16 protein-coding genes are annotated in these 17,669 nt (G+C 73.1%); 8 read left to right on the top strand and 8 right to left on the bottom strand.

The window, feature by feature from the left end; translation table 11 throughout:
* Position 1 precedes the first annotated feature (1 nt).
* Complete coding sequence (locus ID804_RS03150; RefSeq protein WP_169077481.1) at positions 2-442, top strand: DoxX family protein; 441 nt, start codon at positions 2-4, stop codon at positions 440-442.
* 9 nt (positions 443-451) lie between these two features.
* Here ID804_RS03150 and ffh read toward each other — a convergent pair whose 3' ends face one another.
* Positions 452-2,041 carry a signal recognition particle protein gene (ffh, locus tag ID804_RS03145; protein ID WP_169077480.1) on the bottom strand — a complete coding sequence of 530 codons (1,590 nt, stop codon included), beginning with the start codon at positions 2,039-2,041 and terminating at the stop codon, positions 452-454.
* Between the two features lie 59 nt (positions 2,042-2,100).
* Here ffh and ID804_RS03140 point away from each other — a divergent pair, with 59 nt between their 5' ends.
* Positions 2,101-2,613 (top strand): gamma carbonic anhydrase family protein, encoded by a 513-nt coding sequence (locus ID804_RS03140; protein WP_169077479.1) that lies wholly within the window; start codon positions 2,101-2,103, stop codon positions 2,611-2,613.
* Between the two features lie 12 nt (positions 2,614-2,625).
* On the opposite strand, the gene ftsY is transcribed toward ID804_RS03140, so the two are convergent.
* Genes ftsY through ID804_RS03120 form a run of 4 tightly spaced genes read right to left on the bottom strand, consistent with a single transcriptional unit; the run spans position 2,626 to position 6,422 of the window.
* Positions 2,626-3,498 carry a signal recognition particle-docking protein FtsY gene (gene ftsY / locus ID804_RS03135; protein WP_169077478.1) on the bottom strand — a complete coding sequence of 291 codons (873 nt, stop codon included), beginning with the start codon at positions 3,496-3,498 and terminating at the stop codon, positions 2,626-2,628.
* Positions 3,499-3,550: 52 nt separating this feature from the next.
* Positions 3,551-3,820 carry a DUF3039 domain-containing protein gene (locus tag ID804_RS03130; RefSeq protein WP_169077477.1) on the bottom strand — a complete coding sequence of 90 codons (270 nt, stop codon included), beginning with the start codon at positions 3,818-3,820 and terminating at the stop codon, positions 3,551-3,553.
* A 20-nt stretch (positions 3,821-3,840) separates the two neighbouring features.
* Entirely contained in the window at positions 3,841-5,391 is a 1,551-nt protein-coding gene (locus ID804_RS03125; protein WP_169077476.1) for an ABC transporter permease, read from the bottom strand.
* Positions 5,367-6,422: an ABC transporter ATP-binding protein gene (locus ID804_RS03120; protein ID WP_317451146.1), complete on the bottom strand. Its 1,056-nt coding sequence runs from the start codon at positions 6,420-6,422 to the stop codon at positions 5,367-5,369. Before ID804_RS03120 ends, ID804_RS03125 begins: the two co-directional genes overlap by 25 nt.
* Before the next feature lie 302 nt (positions 6,423-6,724).
* Between ID804_RS03120 and ID804_RS03115 the strand changes: the two genes are divergently transcribed.
* The 4 genes from ID804_RS03115 (at position 6,725) to ID804_RS03100 (ending at position 9,993) form a co-directional block, all read left to right on the top strand.
* A complete protein-coding gene (locus ID804_RS03115) occupies positions 6,725-7,417 on the top strand; it encodes a phosphocholine cytidylyltransferase family protein (RefSeq protein WP_169077475.1) in 693 nt (230 codons plus the stop codon).
* A gap of 121 nt (positions 7,418-7,538) precedes the next feature.
* Entirely contained in the window at positions 7,539-8,357 is an 819-nt protein-coding gene (locus ID804_RS03110; protein ID WP_169077474.1) for an ABC transporter permease, read from the top strand.
* On the top strand, positions 8,357-9,100 hold the full coding sequence (locus ID804_RS03105; RefSeq protein ID WP_169077473.1) for an ABC transporter ATP-binding protein: 744 nt from the start codon (positions 8,357-8,359) through the stop codon (positions 9,098-9,100). The genes ID804_RS03110 and ID804_RS03105 overlap by 1 nt, the downstream gene beginning before the upstream one ends.
* Positions 9,097-9,993 carry a hypothetical protein gene (locus tag ID804_RS03100; protein WP_169077472.1) on the top strand — a complete coding sequence of 299 codons (897 nt, stop codon included), beginning with the start codon at positions 9,097-9,099 and terminating at the stop codon, positions 9,991-9,993. Before ID804_RS03105 ends, ID804_RS03100 begins: the two co-directional genes overlap by 4 nt.
* A 45-nt stretch (positions 9,994-10,038) precedes the next feature.
* Here ID804_RS03100 and ID804_RS03095 read toward each other — a convergent pair whose 3' ends face one another.
* Positions 10,039-11,337 (bottom strand): CDP-glycerol glycerophosphotransferase family protein, encoded by a 1,299-nt coding sequence (locus ID804_RS03095; protein ID WP_396789695.1) that lies wholly within the window; start codon positions 11,335-11,337, stop codon positions 10,039-10,041.
* A gap of 101 nt (positions 11,338-11,438) precedes the next feature.
* Here ID804_RS03095 and ID804_RS03090 point away from each other — a divergent pair, with 101 nt between their 5' ends.
* Positions 11,439-14,222 (top strand): CDP-glycerol glycerophosphotransferase family protein, encoded by a 2,784-nt coding sequence (locus tag ID804_RS03090; protein ID WP_169077471.1) that lies wholly within the window; start codon positions 11,439-11,441, stop codon positions 14,220-14,222.
* A 12-nt stretch (positions 14,223-14,234) separates the two neighbouring features.
* Here the strand turns inward: ID804_RS03090 and ID804_RS03085 are convergent, their stop codons facing one another.
* Both ID804_RS03085 and ID804_RS03080 read right to left on the bottom strand, forming a co-directional pair.
* A complete protein-coding gene (locus ID804_RS03085; RefSeq protein ID WP_169077470.1) occupies positions 14,235-15,278 on the bottom strand; it encodes a glycosyltransferase family 2 protein in 1,044 nt (347 codons plus the stop codon).
* 18 nt (positions 15,279-15,296) lie between these two features.
* Positions 15,297-16,751, bottom strand: coding sequence for a S1C family serine protease (locus tag ID804_RS03080; protein ID WP_169077469.1), 1,455 nt, complete (start codon positions 16,749-16,751; stop codon positions 15,297-15,299).
* A gap of 229 nt (positions 16,752-16,980) precedes the next feature.
* On the opposite strand from ID804_RS03080, the gene ID804_RS03075 reads away from it, so the two are divergent.
* On the top strand, positions 16,981-17,634 hold the full coding sequence (locus ID804_RS03075) for a TetR/AcrR family transcriptional regulator (protein ID WP_169077468.1): 654 nt from the start codon (positions 16,981-16,983) through the stop codon (positions 17,632-17,634).
* Positions 17,635-17,669 lie beyond the last annotated feature (35 nt).

The following is a 17,669-nucleotide window of genomic DNA, read 5'->3' as shown; positions in this document are numbered from 1 at the left end:
GATGCGCGACCGCCCCGTACCCGGAACCTCCTGGCCGCAGCGGCTCGCGCGCTGGCTGCTCGGCCTCGCGCTCGCGGGCGCCGGGGTCTCCCACCTCACCGTCGCGCGCGAGGAGTTCCTCGCGCAGGTGCCGCCGTGGCTGCCGGTCGACGCCGACCTCGTCGTCGTCGCCTCGGGGGTCGTCGAGATCGCGCTCGGTGCGGCGCTCGTCGTGCTCGGGCGCTGGCGCATCCCGGTCGGCTGGGCGACGGCGCTGTTCTTCCTCGCGATCTTCCCCGGCAACGTGGCGCAGTTCACCGAGGGCCGTGACGGCTTCGGGCTCGACACCGACCTCGCGCGGGGCATCCGACTGCTGTTCCAGCCGCTGCTGGTGGCGTGGGCGCTGTGGTCGACGGGGGCGTGGCGGGCCTGGCGCGAGGCGCGCGCCGTGCGGCACCGCTGAGGTGGCTCGCTAGCGCCCGAGGAACTTCTGCAGTGCCGCGAGCTCCTCCGCCGTCGGCTCGGTGCCGGCACCGGCACCGCCGACGCCGCCGAGCCCGAATCCCGCGCCGCCGGCCGCGACGCCGGGGCGCACGCCCTGGGCGCGCGCCGCCTGCTCCGCCGCGCGCTTGGCCGGGTTGCCCGACTTCGAGCCGCCCTTGCCCTTCTTCTTCGCCGCGGCCTTGCGGGCGCTCGCAGCGCCGCCGCCCCCGCCCATGCCGGGGATGGGCCCCATTCCCGGCACGTTCGGCACGCCACCCTTCGCGACGGTCTTCATCATCTTCGCCGCCTGCTCGAAGCGATTGACGAGCGCGTTGACCTCGGTCACGGTCGTGCCCGAGCCGCGCGCGATGCGCAGGCGGCGCGAGCCGTTGAGCAGCTTCGGCATACGCCGCTCGGCGGGCGTCATCGACTGGATGATCGCCTCGGTGCGGGTGAGCTCGCTCTCGTCGAAGTTGTCGAGCTGCTCGCGCATGCCGCGGGCGCCGGGGAGCATCCCGAGCATGCCCTTGATCGAGCCCATCTTCTTGAGCTGCTGCATCTGGGCCAGGAAGTCCTCCAGCGTGAAGCTGTCGGTCGCGAACTTCTCGGCGACCTTCTGCGCCTCCTCCTGGTCGAAGGCCTTCTGCGCCTGCTCGATGAGGCTCAGGATGTCGCCGAGGTCGAGGATGCGGCTCGCCATGCGGTCGGGGTGGAAGGGCTCGAAGTCGTCCAGGCCCTCGCCCGTGGAGGCGAACATGATGGGGCGGCCGGTGACCGAGGCGACGCTGAGCGCGGCGCCGCCGCGCGCGTCGCCATCCAGCTTCGACAGCACGACGCCGGTGAAGTCGACGCCCTCCTGGAAGGCCTGGGCGGTCGCGACCGCATCCTGACCGATCATCGCGTCGATGACGAAGAGCACCTCGTCGGGGTCGACCGCCTTCCGGATGCTCGCCGCCTGCTTCATGAGCTCGGCGTCGACGCCCAGCCGACCGGCCGTGTCGACGATGACGACGTCGTGGAGACGCGTGCGGGCGTGCTGCACGGCATCCTTCGCGACCTTCACCGGGTCGCCGACGCCGTTGCCGGGCTCGGGAGCGAAGACCGCGGCGCCCGCCTGCTCGCCCACGACCTGCAGCTGGGTGACCGCGTTCGGGCGCTGAAGGTCGGCCGCAACGAGCAGGGGCGTGTGACCCTGGCCCTTGAGCCACTTGGCGAGCTTTCCGGCGAGCGTCGTCTTGCCGGCGCCCTGCAGGCCCGCGAGCATGATGACCGTCGGCGGGTTCTTCGCGAACTCGAGCCGGCGCTGCTCGCCGCCGAGGATCGCCACGAGCTCTTCGTTGACGATCTGCACGACCTGCTGGGCGGGGTTGAGCGCGCGGTTGACCTCGTCGGCGAGGGCGCGCTCGCGCACGGTGCTCGTGAACTCCTTCACGACGGGCAGCGCGACGTCGGCATCGAGCAGCGCGCGACGGATCTCGCGCACTGTCTTATCGACGTCGGCCGGGCTCAGCTTGCCCTTCGTGCGGAGGGCGCTGAAGGTCTGAGTCAGCCGGTCGGAGAGGGTGCCGAAGGTCGCCATGATGCGCCCATTCTAGGCGGGCGGGTCTGCTTGACTGGCGGGGAGAGGGAGGAGTGAGGATGCGACGGCGCATTTTCGAGACGGAGCCCCGCGTGCACGAGGAGGCCTGGGTGGCGCCCACGGCGACGCTCATCGGCGACGTCGAGCTGCACGCCAGGGCGAGCGTGTTCTACGGCTCGGTGCTGCGCGCCGACCGCGACCGCATCGTCGTCGGCGAGGGCTCGAACCTGCAGGACGGCGTCGTCGTGCACGGCGACCCCGGGCATCCCACGATCGTCGGGGCGGGCGTCAGCGTCGGCCACCGCGCGGTGCTGCACGGCTGCACCGTCGAGGACGACTGCCTCATCGGCATGAGCGCGACCCTGCTCAACGGTGTCGTCATCGGTGCAGGCTCGCTCGTCGCCGCGGGAGCGGTCGTGCTCGAGGGCACGATCGTGCCGCCGGGGTCGCTCGTGGCCGGCGTGCCGGCGAAAGTGCGGCGCGAGCTGACGGAAGAGGAGCGGCAGGGCATCCGCCGCAACGCCGAGACCTACCTCATGCTCTCGGCCGCGCACGCGGCGATCGCCGACTGAGCCGCGCGGGGCCTACGGCACGAGCGACGCCGCGAAGACGTGCGGCGTGAAGCCCGTCAGGTCGCCGATGCCCTCGCCCTGGCCGATGAGCTTGATGGGGATGCCCGTGCGCTCCTGCACCGCGAGCACGAAGCCGCCCTTCGCCGAGCCGTCGAGCTTGGTGATGACGAGCCCCGTGACGCCCGCGTGCTCGATGAAGGCCTCGGCCTGCGCGAGGCCGTTCTGCCCGGTCGTGCCGTCGAGCACGAGCAGCACCTCGGCGATGGGGCCGAGCTTCTCGACGACGCGGCGCACCTTGCTGAGCTCGTCCATGAGTCCCGCCTTGGTCTGCAGGCGCCCCGCCGTGTCGATGATGGCGATGTCGATGCTCTCGTCGATCGCGCGCTGTACCGTCTGGAAGGCGACGCTCGCGGGATCCTGCCCCTGCTGCTGCGGCCGGACGACGGATGCTCCCGCGCGGTCGGCCCACGTGGCGAGCTGCTCGACCGCGGCGGCGCGGAAGGTGTCGGCGGCGCCCACCACGACGCTGCGGCCGTAGCCGGTGAGGAACTTCGCGAACTTGCCGATCGTCGTGGTCTTGCCGACGCCGTTGACGCCGACGACGAGCACGACGGCGGGGCGAGCGCTCAGGGTGAGGGTCGGGTCGTGCTGGGCCAGGCGCTCCTCGATCGACTCGCGCAGCATGCGCTTGAGGTCGGCTGGATCGGTCGTGGAGTAGCGGGCGACCTTCTCGCGCAGCTCGTCGAGGATCGCCTCGGTGAGGTCGGGCCCGAAGTCGGCGCGGATGAGAGCGGTCTCGAGGTCGTCCCACGTCGACTCGTCGATCGTCGGCTTCGTGAAGAGGCCGCGCAGCGCGCCGCCGAGGTTCCAGGAGCGTTCCGCCATGCGCTCCAGGCTAGTGGGGCGCCTCGCGGTGCGGGTCGAGCGCGCTCAGGCGCTACTCGTCGCGCATCCTCTCGTAGATCTCCTTGCAGGTGGGGCACACCGGGAACTTCTCCGGGTCGCGACCGGGCGTCCACTTCTTGCCGCACAGCGCCCGCACGGGCTTGCCGGTCAGAGCCGACTCGAGGATCTTGTTCTTCGGCACGTAGTGGCTGAAGCGCTCGTGATCGCCGTCCTCCAGCTGCTCCTCGTTGAGCAGCTTCTCGAGCTCACGGTCGAGCACGTCGAGGCCGCCACCGGTGCCGGAGTTGTCGGTCGTCGCCATGCGCCGAGTCTACGCCGCGCCTAGGTGCGCAGCACGAGGTCGAGCAGCTCGGGGGCCCGTCGCCGGAACACCCGCCCGCCCAGCAGCACTCCGAGCACGAGCACGACGGGTCCCGTGGCGGCGCCGACGCCCGCGGCCACCCCGAGCATCGCCGGGTCGCTCGTGAGCCCGAGCCACGCCAGCACGAGCGCGGGCGACATGAGCACGAGGATGGTGAGCATCGACAGCCCCTGCGACCAGCCGGCGGTCGCGGCCGTGAGCGGCGGCTGGTCGAACGGCCCGGCGCCGGGCCGCGGCGCGGGGTACGGGGCGGCGGCCGAGGCGACGCTCGAGACGCCGATGCCGGTCAGCAGCAGGCCGAGGCTCACGCCGGCGAGCAGCGGCGCCGCGCCCGGCAGGCCCGACCACAGCGCGCACAGCGGGGCGAGCAGCAGCACGAGCGGCACGCCGAGCAGTAGCGGCGGCACCGCGCGCCCCCACCGGTCGGATGCTCCGCGCACGTGCGCGGCCACGTGCAGCCACACGGCCGTGTGGTCGTAGGCGACGTCGTTGTGGCTGAACCAGCCGAGGAAGAGCGCGAGCACCGGCAGCGGGATGAGCCACAGCAGCGACGCGTCGACGCCCGCCACGGCGAGGGCGAGCATCATGAGCACGGGGGCGATCGGCAGGGCGACGAGCGCGAGCCGGTACCGCGGGTCGCGAGTCCAGTAGAGGATGCTCCGCGCGGCAATCACCCCGCCCTGGGTCGCCGGCACGACGTCGAGCAGGCCGAGCCCGCGCGAGCGGGGGGCGAGGCGCTGGCGCTCGGGAGCCTCGAGCAGGCGCTGCACGAGCAGCGCCCAGCCCAGGCCGAGCATCCCCGCGAGCAGGATCGAGCCGACGATGCCCCAGCCGGTCGCGTCACCCGCGGCGCCCGGGGTCGCCCACGGCACGCCGAGCGGGGTCGCGGCGAGCACGCTCGCGAGCTCGCCGAGCTCGTCGTCGTCGCGGCCGCGGTCGGCGAGCACGGCGGCGGTCGTCGCGGTGACGAGGCACAGGGCGACGACGCCGCGCGCGAAGTGGGTCACCGTGCGCACGCTTGTCGGGGCGACCGCGACCTGCGCGGCGATCGCCACGAGCGCCTGCCCGGCGAGGATGACCGTGACCGCGCCGGCGAGACCGGTCGCCGCGGCGACGCCCTCCGCTTCGGTGCCCGCCCAGGCGGTGAGGAAGGCGACGAGCCCCACGAGCACCCCCAGCCCCTGCACCCCGAGCGCGCCGGCGAGGGCGAGCGCGCCGGCGAGCCGCGGGGCGGGGATCGGGAAGGGGGCGAAGCGGCGGGGCTCCATGGCCGAGCCGAGCCCCGAGGTGAGCGGGGCGACGGCGAGCGCGAGGGCGAGCACGCTCGCGATGACGACGAGCGCGGCCCGATGCCCCGAGTCCTGCGGGTCGAAGCGGTCGGCGAGCAGGAGGGCGCCCCAGGCGCCGCCGACGAGCAGCACCGCGACGACCGCGGTGCGGGCGAGACGACGACCGCCGCGGAAGGCGGAGGCCAGCAGCGCGAGCCTCAGTCGGAGAACGTCGTCAACCACTCGAGCCCCTCCACCGCCGTGCGCCCGCCGGCGAGCTCGACGAAGCGCTCCTCGAGGCTCGAGCCGGCGCGCACCTCGTCGAGCGAGCCCTCGGCGAGGATCGCGCCGCCCACGATGACCGCGACCGCGTCGCACACGCGCTCCACGAGATCCATGTTGTGGCTCGAGAGCACGACCGTGCCGCCCGCGCGGGCGTAGGCGCGCAGGAGGTCAATCGCCTGCGCGGTCGACACGGGGTCGACGCCCTCGAAGGGCTCGTCGAGCACGAGCAGCCGGGGCGAGTGGATGAGGGCGGCCGCGAGCGAGACCTTCTTGATCATGCCGATCGAGTAGTCGGCGACCGGGCGGTCAAGGGCGCCCTCGAGCGCGAGCGCGCGCGCCAGATCGTCGGAGCGGGAGCGGGCCGTGTGCCGATCGAGACCGTGCAGCACGCCGCAGTAGTAGAGCATCTGCGCACCCGTGAGTCGGTCGAACAGCCGCATGCGGTCGGGCAGCACGCCGAGCGCGCGCTTGGCCTCCTCCGGCGATCGCCACACGTCGTCCTCGCCGACGACGACCGAGCCGCCGTCGGGGCGCAGCAGCCCCGTCATCATCGACAGGCTCGTGGTCTTGCCGGCGCCGTTGGGGCCGACGAAGCCGTAGATCTCGCCGCGACGCACCGTGAGGTCGATGCCGTCGACGGCGGTCGTGCGCCCGAAGCGCTTGCGCAGGCCCTCGACGCGCAGCACGACGGGTGCGTCGCGGCGGGGGGCTGGGGGCGGGGGTGAGGCGGGCACGGGCGGGGCGGGCGCGGGCGACTCGCGCTGCTGCGTCGCACCCTGCGTCGCCGCGACGCTCTTCTTCGTTGCGGTGCTCTTCTTCGTCCCGCCGCCCTTCTTCACGGCGCCCGCTGCCGGCGTGCGCGGCGCGCGCTGCGCGGGGGCCCGCTTCCCCGATCGCGGCGCCGACGACGTCGCGCTCGAGTCGGGGCCGCTGGGCGCGTCGACGACTGCAGCCGCGTCGGGGGGCGGGGGCGGTGTCGACGGTTCCACGCGTCCACGCTAGCAACGGGGGTCGTGCCGCGGAGGGCCGCCCCGGGCACGCTGTGCAGTTCCGGCACGGGTGGTCACGGTTGGGCAACGGAACGGCCGATCACCCTGCCTTTTTCGGTGAACGGCCGGTAAACTCCCGGGAGCACAACGGAGTGTCTGATCCATAGCGCGCAGCCGTCGCCGCGGTGAACAACCACCGACCGGTCGACCGCTCCCGGGGCAGAATCGCCCGGGAGGAGCATCTCGCGAGGAGCGTCTCGCACCCAGAGCCTGCGCCGCAGACTGAAGACACAGGAGGTCTCATGACCACGCAGATCGTCATCCTCGCCGCGGGGATGGGCAGCCGCCTCGGCCGCTCCCTTCCGAAGCCGCTCACCGAGCTCAGCGACGGCCGCACCATCATGCAGCAGCAGCACGACAACATCGCCGCCGCCTTCGGCACCGACGTGACGATCACGACCGTCGTCGGCTACAAGCTTGAGCACATCATCGACGCCTTCCCCGACGTCAACTACGTCTACAACGAGCAGTACGACCAGACCAACACCTCCAAGAGCCTGCTGCGCGCCCTCAAGGCGACCGGCTCGCAGGGCGTGCTCTGGATGAACGGCGACGTCGTCTTCGACCCGCAGGCGCTCGTGCGCGCCGCGAGCCTCGTGCACGCCGATCGCTCATTCGTCAGCGTGAACACCTCGAAGGTCTCCGACGAGGAGGTCAAGTACACCGTCGACGCCGAGGGCTTCATCAAGGAGCTCTCGAAGCAGGTCGTCGGTGGCCTCGGCGAGGCCGTCGGCATCAACTACGTCTCGTCGACCGACAAGCCCACGCTCATCCACCACCTGCAGCGCGTGGCCGACCAGGACTACTTCGAGCGCGGCATCGAGCTCGCGATCGAGCAGAACGGCCTCAAGGTCGAGCCGCTCGACATCTCCGACCTGTACGCGGTCGAGATCGACTTCGCGGAAGACCTCGAGCGCGCGAACCTCTTCGTCTGATCGGCTCGCGCCGCTGATCGGCTCCTGACGCCAGCGCGACGGCCCTCTCCCCGCACGGGGGGCGGGCCGTTCCGCGTTCGGTCGCGGTGCGCCCGCCCGCCGCAGGGCGACCCCCGGGCGGATGCCGCTAGCGTTATCGACTGTGACCCTCGCCTCGCCGTCGCGCCCGCCGCGCTCCCCCGCGCGGGTCTATCGCCAGACGCTGTGGCTGCTGACGGGCCGCGACCTGCGGGTGCGCTACTCGACGTCGTTCCTGGGCTACCTGTGGTCGGTGCTCGACCCGCTCGTGATGGCGCTCATCTACTGGTTCGTCTTCACGCAGATCGTCGACCGCTCGATCGGCGAGGCGCCCTACATCGTCTTCCTGCTCGCGGGCCTGCTGCCGTGGACGTGGTTCAACGGCGCGATCGGCGACTCGACGCGCGCGTTCATCAAGGATGCGAAGCTCGTGCGCTCGACACGCCTGCCACGCAGCGTCTGGGTCGCCCGCATCGTGCTGTCGAAGGGCGTCGAGTTCGTGCTCGCGATCCCGGTCGTCGTCGCGTTCGCGATCGTGTTCGGCGCCGAGCTGACCTGGGGCGTGCTGTGGCTGCCGGTCGCGATCGCGCTGCAGGCGACGCTGACGCTCGGGCTCGGCCTCGTCATCGCTCCGCTCGTGGTGTTCTTCCGCGACCTCGAGCGCGCCGTCAAGCTCGTGCTGCGCTTCCTGTTCTACGCCTCGCCGATCATCTACGGCCTGAGCGACCTGCCGGCCGGGCTCGACACGTGGATGGCGTTCAATCCGCTCGCGGGCATCATCTCGCTCTACCGCGCGGCGTTCTTCCCCGACCAGGTCGAGGCGCTGCCCGTCATCATCGCCGCCGTCATGAGCCTCGCTGCGCTCGGGCTGGGCATCCTCGTCTTCCGGCGCATGGTGCGCGCCGTGCTGAAGGAGATCTGATGGGCGACGTCGTCATCCGCGTCGTCGGGGCGGGCATCCGGTTCCGGCGCAACCGCCGCGGGCGCCGCAGCTTCAAAGACCTGTTCGCCGGCCGCAACCGCCGGTCTCGACCGAACGAGTTCTGGGCGCTGCGCGGCGTCGACGTCGAGGTGCGCGCGGGCGAGGCGATCGGGGTCGTCGGTCGCAACGGCCAGGGCAAGTCGACGCTGCTGAAGCTCGTCGCCGGCGTCATGCTGCCCGACGAGGGCCGCGTCGACGTGCTCGGCGGCGTCGCGCCGCTCATCGAGATCACGGGCGGCTTTGTCGACGACCTGACGGTGCGCGAGAACGTGCACCTCACCGCAGGGCTGCACGGCATGACGCGCGCCGAGATCGACGAGCGCTACGACGAGATCATCGACTTCGCCGAGCTGCGCGAGGCCGTCGACACCCCGTACAAGCACCTCTCGAGCGGGCAGAAGGTGCGTCTGGCGTTCTCGGTCATCTCGCGCCTGGAGGAGCCGATCCTACTCGTCGACGAGGTGCTCGCCGTCGGCGACAGGGCCTTCCGCGACAAGTGCTACCAGCGCATCGACGAGCTGCTCGCCGGCGGGCGCACGCTGTTCTTCGTCTCGCACAACGAGCGCGACCTCAAGCGCTTCTGCACCCGCGGGCTCTACCTGGACAAGGGCCGACTGCAGCTCGACGGGCCGATCGAGGGGGTTCTCGCGGCGTACAACAGCGACTACGGTTCCCCCTCATGAACGCGACGCCCGCCGAGCCCTCCCCCACCGATCCGACCCTCATGACGGATGCCCGTGTCGGGGCCGCACCGGGCGGCGAGGCCGACCCGCGACTGGTGCGGGTGCTGCAGGCCGTCATGTCGTCGCAGCGCCCCGCCGTGCTTGCCCACGTGCGACGCCTGCGCCGCCGTTCGCCGAACGCGTCGCCCGACGAGATCGTGCGCATGCTCGAGCGGCACTACCTGACGCTCGTGACCGCGAGCGGAGCATCCGTCGGCGCCGCCTCGGTCGTGCCGGCCGTCGGGATCGGTGCGTCGCTCGCGCTGAGCGGGGCGGAGACGGTGGCCTTCCTGGAGGCCAGCGCGCTCTTCGCGCAGTCGGTGACCGAGGTGCACGGCATCGCCGTCGACGACCCGGAGCGCGCGCAGAGCCTTGTCATGGCGCTCATGCTCGGCGGCGCCGGGAAGGACCTCGTCACGCAGTTCGCGAAGCAGATGACCGGCGGCGCGCCGCGCACCGCCTACTGGGGCGAGGTTGTGACCCGCAGCATGCCGCGGGCGCTGCTCGACACGCTCGCCGACCGCCTGCGCACGAGCTTTGTGCGGCGCTTCACCGTCACCCAGGGCGGCTCGGTGCTCGGGCGGGCGATCCCGTTCGGCATCGGCGCCGTCATCGGCGGCACGGGCAACCACATCCTCGGCCGCAAGATCGTGCAGAACGCGCGCGAGGCCTTCGGGCCAGCACCCTCGGTGTGGCCGGCGAGCCTCGAGCTCGAGACGCGCGTGCCGGGCGCGCCGAAGCCGCGGCGCGTCGTCGTGCGCGAGCGCGCCATGCTCGGGCCCGTGCGGCTGCCGCGGCTCGGCCTCGAGCGGCGCCGTGCCGACGACGCGGAGCAGGACGAGTTCGAGATCTGACGAAGCGCCGAGGTGCGGGCGGCCGCGCCGCTCGCGGCGGCGAGCTCAGCCCTCGCCGGGCGCCGCGTCCTCGTCGACGTCGTCGTCGAAGGGGTTCGACTCGCTCGTGATCGGGTCGCCGGCGTGCACGGCGGCGGCACGCTCCCACTCGGCGATGAGCGACTCGACCGCCGCGTGGAAGCGAGCCGTCGCCGCACCCGGCGTGGTGTCGCCGAAGTAGCGCTCGACCCAGTGCCGCAGCCGCTCGTGCGCCTCGGAGCTCGTCAGCACGCGGTCGATCTCGGGCACGATCTCGTCGGCGCGCTCGGCGGTGAGCCACTCGCACGCGCCGAGGTACCCGGTCGCGTCGATCTCGGCCTCGGGCGACGCAGGGCGCGTGATGAGGATCGGCTTGCCCGTCGCCAGTCGGTCGTAGACCATCGCCGAGATGTCGGTGATCGCGACGTGCGCGGCGGCGAGCTGCCAGCCGAGCTCGGGGCCGTCGTCGAACACGTGCTGGGCATCCGGGTCGGCGGCGTTCGCCCGCTCGAGCGCGGCGATGATGCGGTCGTTCGCGCGACCGTACTCGGCGTCGACGACGCCGCTACGCGGGTGCGGGCGGTAGATCACGCGGTGCCGACCGGTCGCGATGAGAGCCCGCACGAGCGTCTCGCCGTGGCTCGCGATCGAGCCGTACGCGGCCGCCGGCCGGTCGCCCTCCCACGTAGGCGCATAGAGCACGACGGTGCGGTCGTCGGGCGCGAACGGCAGCTCACCGGCGAAGTGGTCGGCCTGCGGGCGGCCGATCGCGATCGTCTTGGCCTCGACGTCGTAGTTCCAGAGCTTGCGCGACAGGCGCTCCTTGGCGGCGTCGCCGGCGATGAGGGCGTAGTCGTAGGCCTTGTACTGGTTGGTGGTCATGTACATCTTGTCGGACTCGCCGTGGTTGATGAACACGTGCCACATGCGGCTGTAGCGGAACATCTGGAAGTTCTTGGCGTTCTGGTTGACGTAGAACACGATGCGCAGCGGCTGCTCGGCGACGAAGCGCTCGAGGTCGACGACCCGGCGCAGGTACACGGCCGGCACGGGCGCCTCGTCGAGCAGGGTCAGCATCGTGCCGGGGCTGCGCGCGATGATCGCGACCGGGTGGTACTGCGCGAGCTCGGCGAGCGGCGCGTACCACTGCCGTATCTGGTACAGGTTGACGCGCGTGTCGGCGAAGTAGACGGCGATCTCGACGCTGCCGGCGGCCGGCGGCCGCACGCTCGCCATGCGGGTCTCGAGGGCGGCGCGATTGCGACGCGAGCGCAGGATGTTGCGGACGAGCCGACGCGCCGTGGCCAGCTGCTTGAGGATGCTCACTGATCCATCATGGTCACAGCCGTCGATGCTCGGCCGACGGAACGGGCGAACCGTTATGCAGTTGTTCGCTCGCAGCCCGCGCCGTGGAAGAATCGCCCGCGATGGCCCGCTTCACGTTCAGCGCCGGCAACGCGCGCGCTCTCGCTCGCGCCCCGCTGTACGGGCTCGGCGCGCTCGCCGCGCGCCTCGTGCCGCGCGACCCGCGACGCTGGGTCTTCGCCTCCGGCATCGGGGTGGGCGAGGGGGCTCTCGCGCTGTGGGAGCTCTGCCGCGATCGCGACCCGCAGCGGCACCTGACGTGGCTCACCTCGAGCGACGACGAGCTCGCGGCGGCGACGGCACGGGGCATGCGCGCGGTGCCGAAGGCGGGCATCCGCGGCTTCTGGGAGACCCTGCGGGCGAAGGTCGTCGTCGTCACGCACGGCCTCGGCGACGCGAACCGCTACGGCTCGAGCGGTGCGGTCGTCGTGCAGCTGTGGCACGGCATCCCGCTCAAGCGTCTGCACCTCGACACGGGCGCCGCGCTGCGGCTGCCGCTCGTCGGGTCGCTGCCGGGCGCCCGCGCGCTCATGGCGCGGCTGTACCGCGCGGGCTCGGGGCGCATCACGCTCTTCCCGGTCGCCTCCGAGCTCGTGGCCTCGCGCATCCGCTCGGCGTTCGGGATGCCCGCCGATCGGGTGCGTGCACTCGGCGACGCGCGCGACGACGTTCTGCTGCGCGGCACGCCGGCGACGCGGCGGGCGGAGGCGCGCGACCTGGTGGCCAGCACGATCGGGTCGCTGCGCGACGGCGACCGCGTCGTGCTCTACGCGCCCACCTGGCGCGACGGCGAGAGCGACGCGGCGATCCCCTCCCCCGACGAGTGGCGCACGATCGCGGCGTGGGCGGCGCGCACGGGCACGACGCTGCTCGTGCGCTCGCACCCGCTCGGGGCCGGATCGTACGCGGGCGGGCCCGCGGCCTCCGATCGCATCAGGATGCTCGGCGCCGACGTGCTCGTCGAAGTCACGCCCGCCCTGCCCGCCCTCGACGCACTCGTCACCGACTACAGCTCGATCGCCTTCGACGCCGCCATCGCGGGCGTGCCGAGCGTGTTCTTCGCCCCCGACCTCGCCCGGTACCTCTCGACGCGAGGGCTCTACACGCCGTACCGGGCGTTCAGCGGCGGCGACCCGGCGACGACGTGGGCCGAGGCGCTCGAGCGCCTCGACGCCGTGCTCGAGCCGGGGCCCGCGCGCGACGCGGCCCTCGCGCACGCCGCGTGGCTGCGCGACGAGCACGTCGACCACCTCGACGGGCGCGCGACCGAGCGCGTGCGCGCGGCCGTGCTGGCGCTGCTCGGCGAGCCGGCGGCGACGGAACCCGCCGCCGCCCCGCACGGCCCGCAGCGGCTGCGCGTGACGCGCGCCGACCTGGGCGCGAGCAAGGTCGCGCTCGAGGGCGAGGCGCCGGGGCGCATCGCGCGACTGGCGCTCGTCGGCCCTCGGCAGACGATCGAGCTCGCGGTCGAGCAGGAGGGCGCGCGCTACCGCGCCCAAGGTCCGCTGCTCGCCTCGCGCTGGGGCTCGCCGCCCCTCCCGCCGCGCAGCGACGCCTACCGGCTCGAGGTCGCGCTCGAGGGCGCCGAGCGCCCGAGCGCGCGCGCCGTCGTCGAGGCGGAGCTCGGCGGCGAAGTGCGCTCCGAGCTGCTGCGCGCGCGGCTCGAGGCCGACGCGGGCACCCTCGTGCTGCGCGTCGAGCCGCCCCTGGCGGACGACGAGCGCGGAGCATCCGCCCAGCGCCGCTTGGAGCGCGCCTACCGCACGCGCACCGCGACGCCCGAGAACGCCGTCTTCTTCGAGAGCTTCTACAGCCAGGTCGCGGCGTGCAACCCGCTCGCGATCGACCGTGAGCTCGCCCGCGTGCGGCCGGACGTCGTGCGCTACTGGTCGGTCGTCGACCGCTCGGTCGCCGTGCCCGAGGGCGCCGTGCCGATCGTCGAGGGCTCGGCCGAGTGGTGGCGCGTGCGCGCCGACGCGCGCCTGCTCGTCGTCAACGACTGGCTGCGCAAGCGGTGGCGGCCCCGCCCGCACCAGCGCGTGCTGCAGACCTGGCACGGCACGATGCTCAAGCGCCTCGCGCTCGACCGGCCCGAGGTCGGCCTGCGCACGCGCGTGGCCGTCACCCGCGAGAGCCGCCGCTGGAGCATCCTGCTCGCGCAGAACCCGTACGCCGCGCAGATCCTGCGCCGCGCGTACGACTTCGGCGGGCCGATCTGGGTCGAGGGCTACCCGCGCGACGACGCGCTCGTCACCGGCGACCGCGACGCGGCGCGCGCCCGCCTCGGGCTCGCGCCCGGCCAGCGAGCGGTGCTGTACGCCCCCACCTGGCGCGACGACCGCACCGAGATCGTCGACTACCTCGACCTGCCAGGGTTCGCGCGCGACCTGCGAGCCTTGCCCGGCGAGCACGGGCTGCTCGTGCGCGGGCACAGCCGCACACTGCGGCACGGGCGCGACCTCAACGCCCCCGGCCTTCTCGACGTGACGAGCGCGCCCTCGATGACGGAGCTCCTGCTCGCCGCCGACGTCGTCGTCACCGACTACAGCTCGATCATGTTCGACGTGACGGCGACGGATGCCCCGCTCGTGCTCTACATGCCCGACCTCGACCACTACCGCCGCGACCTGCGGGGCTTCTACTTCGACGTCGCCGCCGAGGCTCCCGGCCCCGTGGTCACCGAGCGGGATGCGCTGCTGGCGACCCTGCGCGATCTCGCGAGCGGCGCGCTCGCGCCCGACCCCGCGGCCCTCGCCGCGTGGCGCGCGCGGTTCAACCCGCTCGACGACGGTCGGGCGAGTGAGCGCGTCGTCGCGCGCATCCTCGCGGAAGGGCTGCTCGACTGAGGCGGCCGCGCCTCAGGACTCGATGCGCGAGCGGTCGACGGCGTCGCGGGCGCCCAGCAGGGCGCCGCGGAGGAACCCCGCACCCCAGCTGACGTGCATCGTCGCGATGACGAGCGCGAAGGTCGCGCGGTCGGCGAGGCTGCGACCGCTCGACGGCACCACGAGCAGCGCCGCGAGCAGCAGCAGGTACAGCGCGGGCGCGAGGTGCACGAGCCCGAGCACGAGCGAGGCGGGCCCCGCCAGCACCCCGGAGAGCTGCAGCGCGAGCACCACGAGGCTGGCGGCGCTCGCGAGCACGAGCGCCGGCGGCGCGAAGTAGCGCAGCGGGTGGCGCCCGCCGTGGCGCCGCACGAGCTCGCCGCGCCAGATGCCCGTCGCGACGAACTGGCGCGACAGCTTCGACCACGTGTCGCGCGGCCAGTAGGTGACCCGCAGCGCCGGGTCGAGCCAGACCACCTCGCCCGCGCTGCGGAGGCGGAAGTTGAGCTCCCAGTCCTCCGCGCGCTTCAGGCCCTCGTCGTAGAGCCCCACCGCGACGATCGCCTCGCGCCGCATGATGCCGAGGTACGCGCTCTCGGCCGGACCCTCGACGGCCGAGCCGTGGTACGCGCCGCCGCCGAGCCCCAGCCTGGAGTTGTAGGCGCGAGCCACGGCGCGCTGGAAGCGCGTCCGCCCCTCGGCGACCATGAGGCCCCCGAGCGACGCCGCGCCCGTGCGGGTGAGGGTCGCGACGGCGGTGGCGGTGTAGTCGGGGGCGAGCTCGGTGTGGGCATCCACCCGGACGATGACGTCGTGGCGCGCGGCCCGGATGGCGCGATTCAGCCCGATCGGGATCGCCATCTCCGGGTTGTGCACGATGCGCACGCGGGGCTCACGCGCCGCGATCGCCGCGACGCGCTCACTGGTGCCGTCGGTCGACGGGCCGAGCGCGAGCACGAGCTCCTGCTCGCCCTCGTACCGCTGCGCGAGCACGCTCGCGACCGCGTCGTCGATGTAGGCCGCCTCGTTGTAGACCGGCATGACGTAGCTCACGCCGGGCGACGAGGGGGGCTGCATAGCTCCCGAGGCTAGTGCCTACTGCAGTTCGCCCAGCGTCACCGTGACCGTCTCGCTGTCGCCGCCGCGCACGTATGTCAGCTCGGCACTCGCGCCCCCGGCGAGGGCGCGCACCTGCGCCGTCAGGTCGACCTGATCGGTGATCGGCACGCCGTTGAACTCGGTGATGATGTCGCCGCCGCGCAGGCCCGCCTGCTCGGCCGGGCCGCCCGCCACGACCGAGTCGATGAGCGCACCGACGACCTCGCTCGAAGCGGCGCTGCCGGCGTCGGTGACCGTCGCGCCGAGGAGGCCGTGGCTCGCCGAGCCGGTCGCGATGAGCTCTTGCGCGATGCGCTCGGCGAGGTTCGCCGGGATCGAGAAGCCCACACCGATGCTGCCCGCCTGGCCCTGACCGCCGCCGGCCGTCGCGATCGCGACGTTGATGCCGATGAGCCGGCCCTCGCTGTCGAGCAGCGCGCCGCCGGAGTTGCCGGGGTTGATGGCCGCGTCGGTCTGGATCACGGCGAGCGAGATCGTCGTCGACGCCGAGGGGCCCTGCTGGCGCTCGCCGGGGAGGTCGAAGTTCCAGAACTCGAAGGGGCTCTGGCCGCCCTCGGGCTGGGGCGCCTCGGGCGCGTCGGGCACTGCTGAGGACTGCACCGTGATCGAGCGGTTCAGGGCCGACACGATGCCGTCGGTGACGGTGCCGGCGAGCCCGAGGGGCGCGCCGATCGCAATCGCGCGGTCGCCGACGTTGAGCTCGTCGGAGTCGGCGAACTCGATCGGGGTCAGGTCGGTCGCGCCCTCGAGCTGGATGACGGCGAGGTCGGCGATCGGGTCGGCGCCGACGAGCGTCGCGTTCCAGAGGCGGCCGTCGGAGGTCGTGACGCGGATGCTCGGCTCGGCCGCCGCGCCGTCGAGCGTCGCGACGTGGGCGTTCGTGACGACGTAGCCGTCCTCACTGATGATGACGCCCGAGCCGCTGCCCTGCGCTCCGCCGCCCGCGACTTCGATCGTGACGACCGAGGGCATCGCCTTCGCGACGACGCCCGTGACGACCGTCGCATCCTGCGGGTCGTTGACGGTGATCGCGGCGGGGCCGGCGGGGGTCGCGCCGCCGTCGCCGTCGTTCGACAGGGCCCAGGCGGCGATGCCGCCTCCGGCCGCGCCGCCGATGAGGGCGCCCACGGCGAGCGCCGCGATGGTGGGGGCGAGCGAGCGGCGGGGAGCCGGGGCAGGGGCGGGCGAGGGGGTCGCGGCCGGGGCCGCGGCTGCGGCGGTCTCGCTCGCGGCGGGCGGCGCGGCGACGCCGGGGGTCGGCTGCGCGGGGGTCGCGGCAGAGTCGGCGTTCAGCTGCGCGGGGGTCGCGGGGGCCTCGGCGATCGGCTGCGCCGGCGTCTCGGGGGTGGGCTGGGCGCCCGCCGCAGGCTGCGGCTGCGCGCCGGACTCGGGCTGCTGGGGCGGCTCGGGGGTGGTGGGGTGCTCGGTCATGGCGAGTCTCCTTTCGGCCGCAGTCAGCGTCCTCCGCAAACCTGTGCAGTCTATTTGCCGCGCCTGAGGGCGGCCTGCCGCTTGCACTGGTGGCGTCTCTGCGACGTCGGAGCACCGCACGGGGTCGCCTGTACCCCGATCGCGTCCCCCGAAGGGGGTGGACTCGGCGTTCCACCTCCGTCGTCTAGACTGCGAACGCCACCTCACCACCCGAAACTCGAGGCCGCCGATGCCCCCACCGCTCAACGACGTCGACCGCATCCTGACCGCGACGGCGGACATCCTCATGGAGGGCGGCTACGACGCCGTGACGTTGCCCTCGATCGCCGAGCGATCGGGCCTCGACGAACCCAGCGTCGCCGAACTCTTCGAGTCGCCGAGCGAGGCCATGGTCGCGATGCTCAATCGCGAGTTCGCGGCGATGTACGCGGGCATCGTCGACCACATCGAGCGCGACCCGCGCGGCGGCCTGCTGTCGCGCATCTACCTCTACATCCTCTCCGGCATCTACGAGCGCCCCCTCTCGCGCACGCTGTTCGTCATCGATCGCGACGCCCTCAACCGCATCATGCGCAGCAGTCACTCGTTCCGCTACGTGCCGAAGGTGGGCATCAGGGGCGAGATGATCCAGCGTCTGCAGGAGGTCGGCATGGTGCGCCGCGACGTCGACGCGACGATGATCTCGTCGGTGCTGTCGGTGTGCTCGGCGGGGCTCGCGATCACGGCCCCGCACGACGACCTCGACACGATCATCCGCGGCATCAGCGACCTGCTGGCGCGCGGGGTCGACGCCCAGGTGGAGGACACGCAGCCGGGCAAGCTCGTCTTCTACGACTGGGCGACGAGCCTCACTCTGCCTTCGCGCGCCGCCGCCGACGACTGAGCGCCACCTCCTCGCGCCGCGGAACGCCGCTCGGC

It is taken from the genome of Microcella alkalica, from assembly GCF_014595885.1.
In the GTDB taxonomy this organism is placed as follows: Bacteria; Actinomycetota; Actinomycetes; order Actinomycetales; family Microbacteriaceae; genus Microcella; species Microcella alkaliphila_B.
This window is presented reverse-complemented; position numbering and strand designations above follow the sequence as displayed.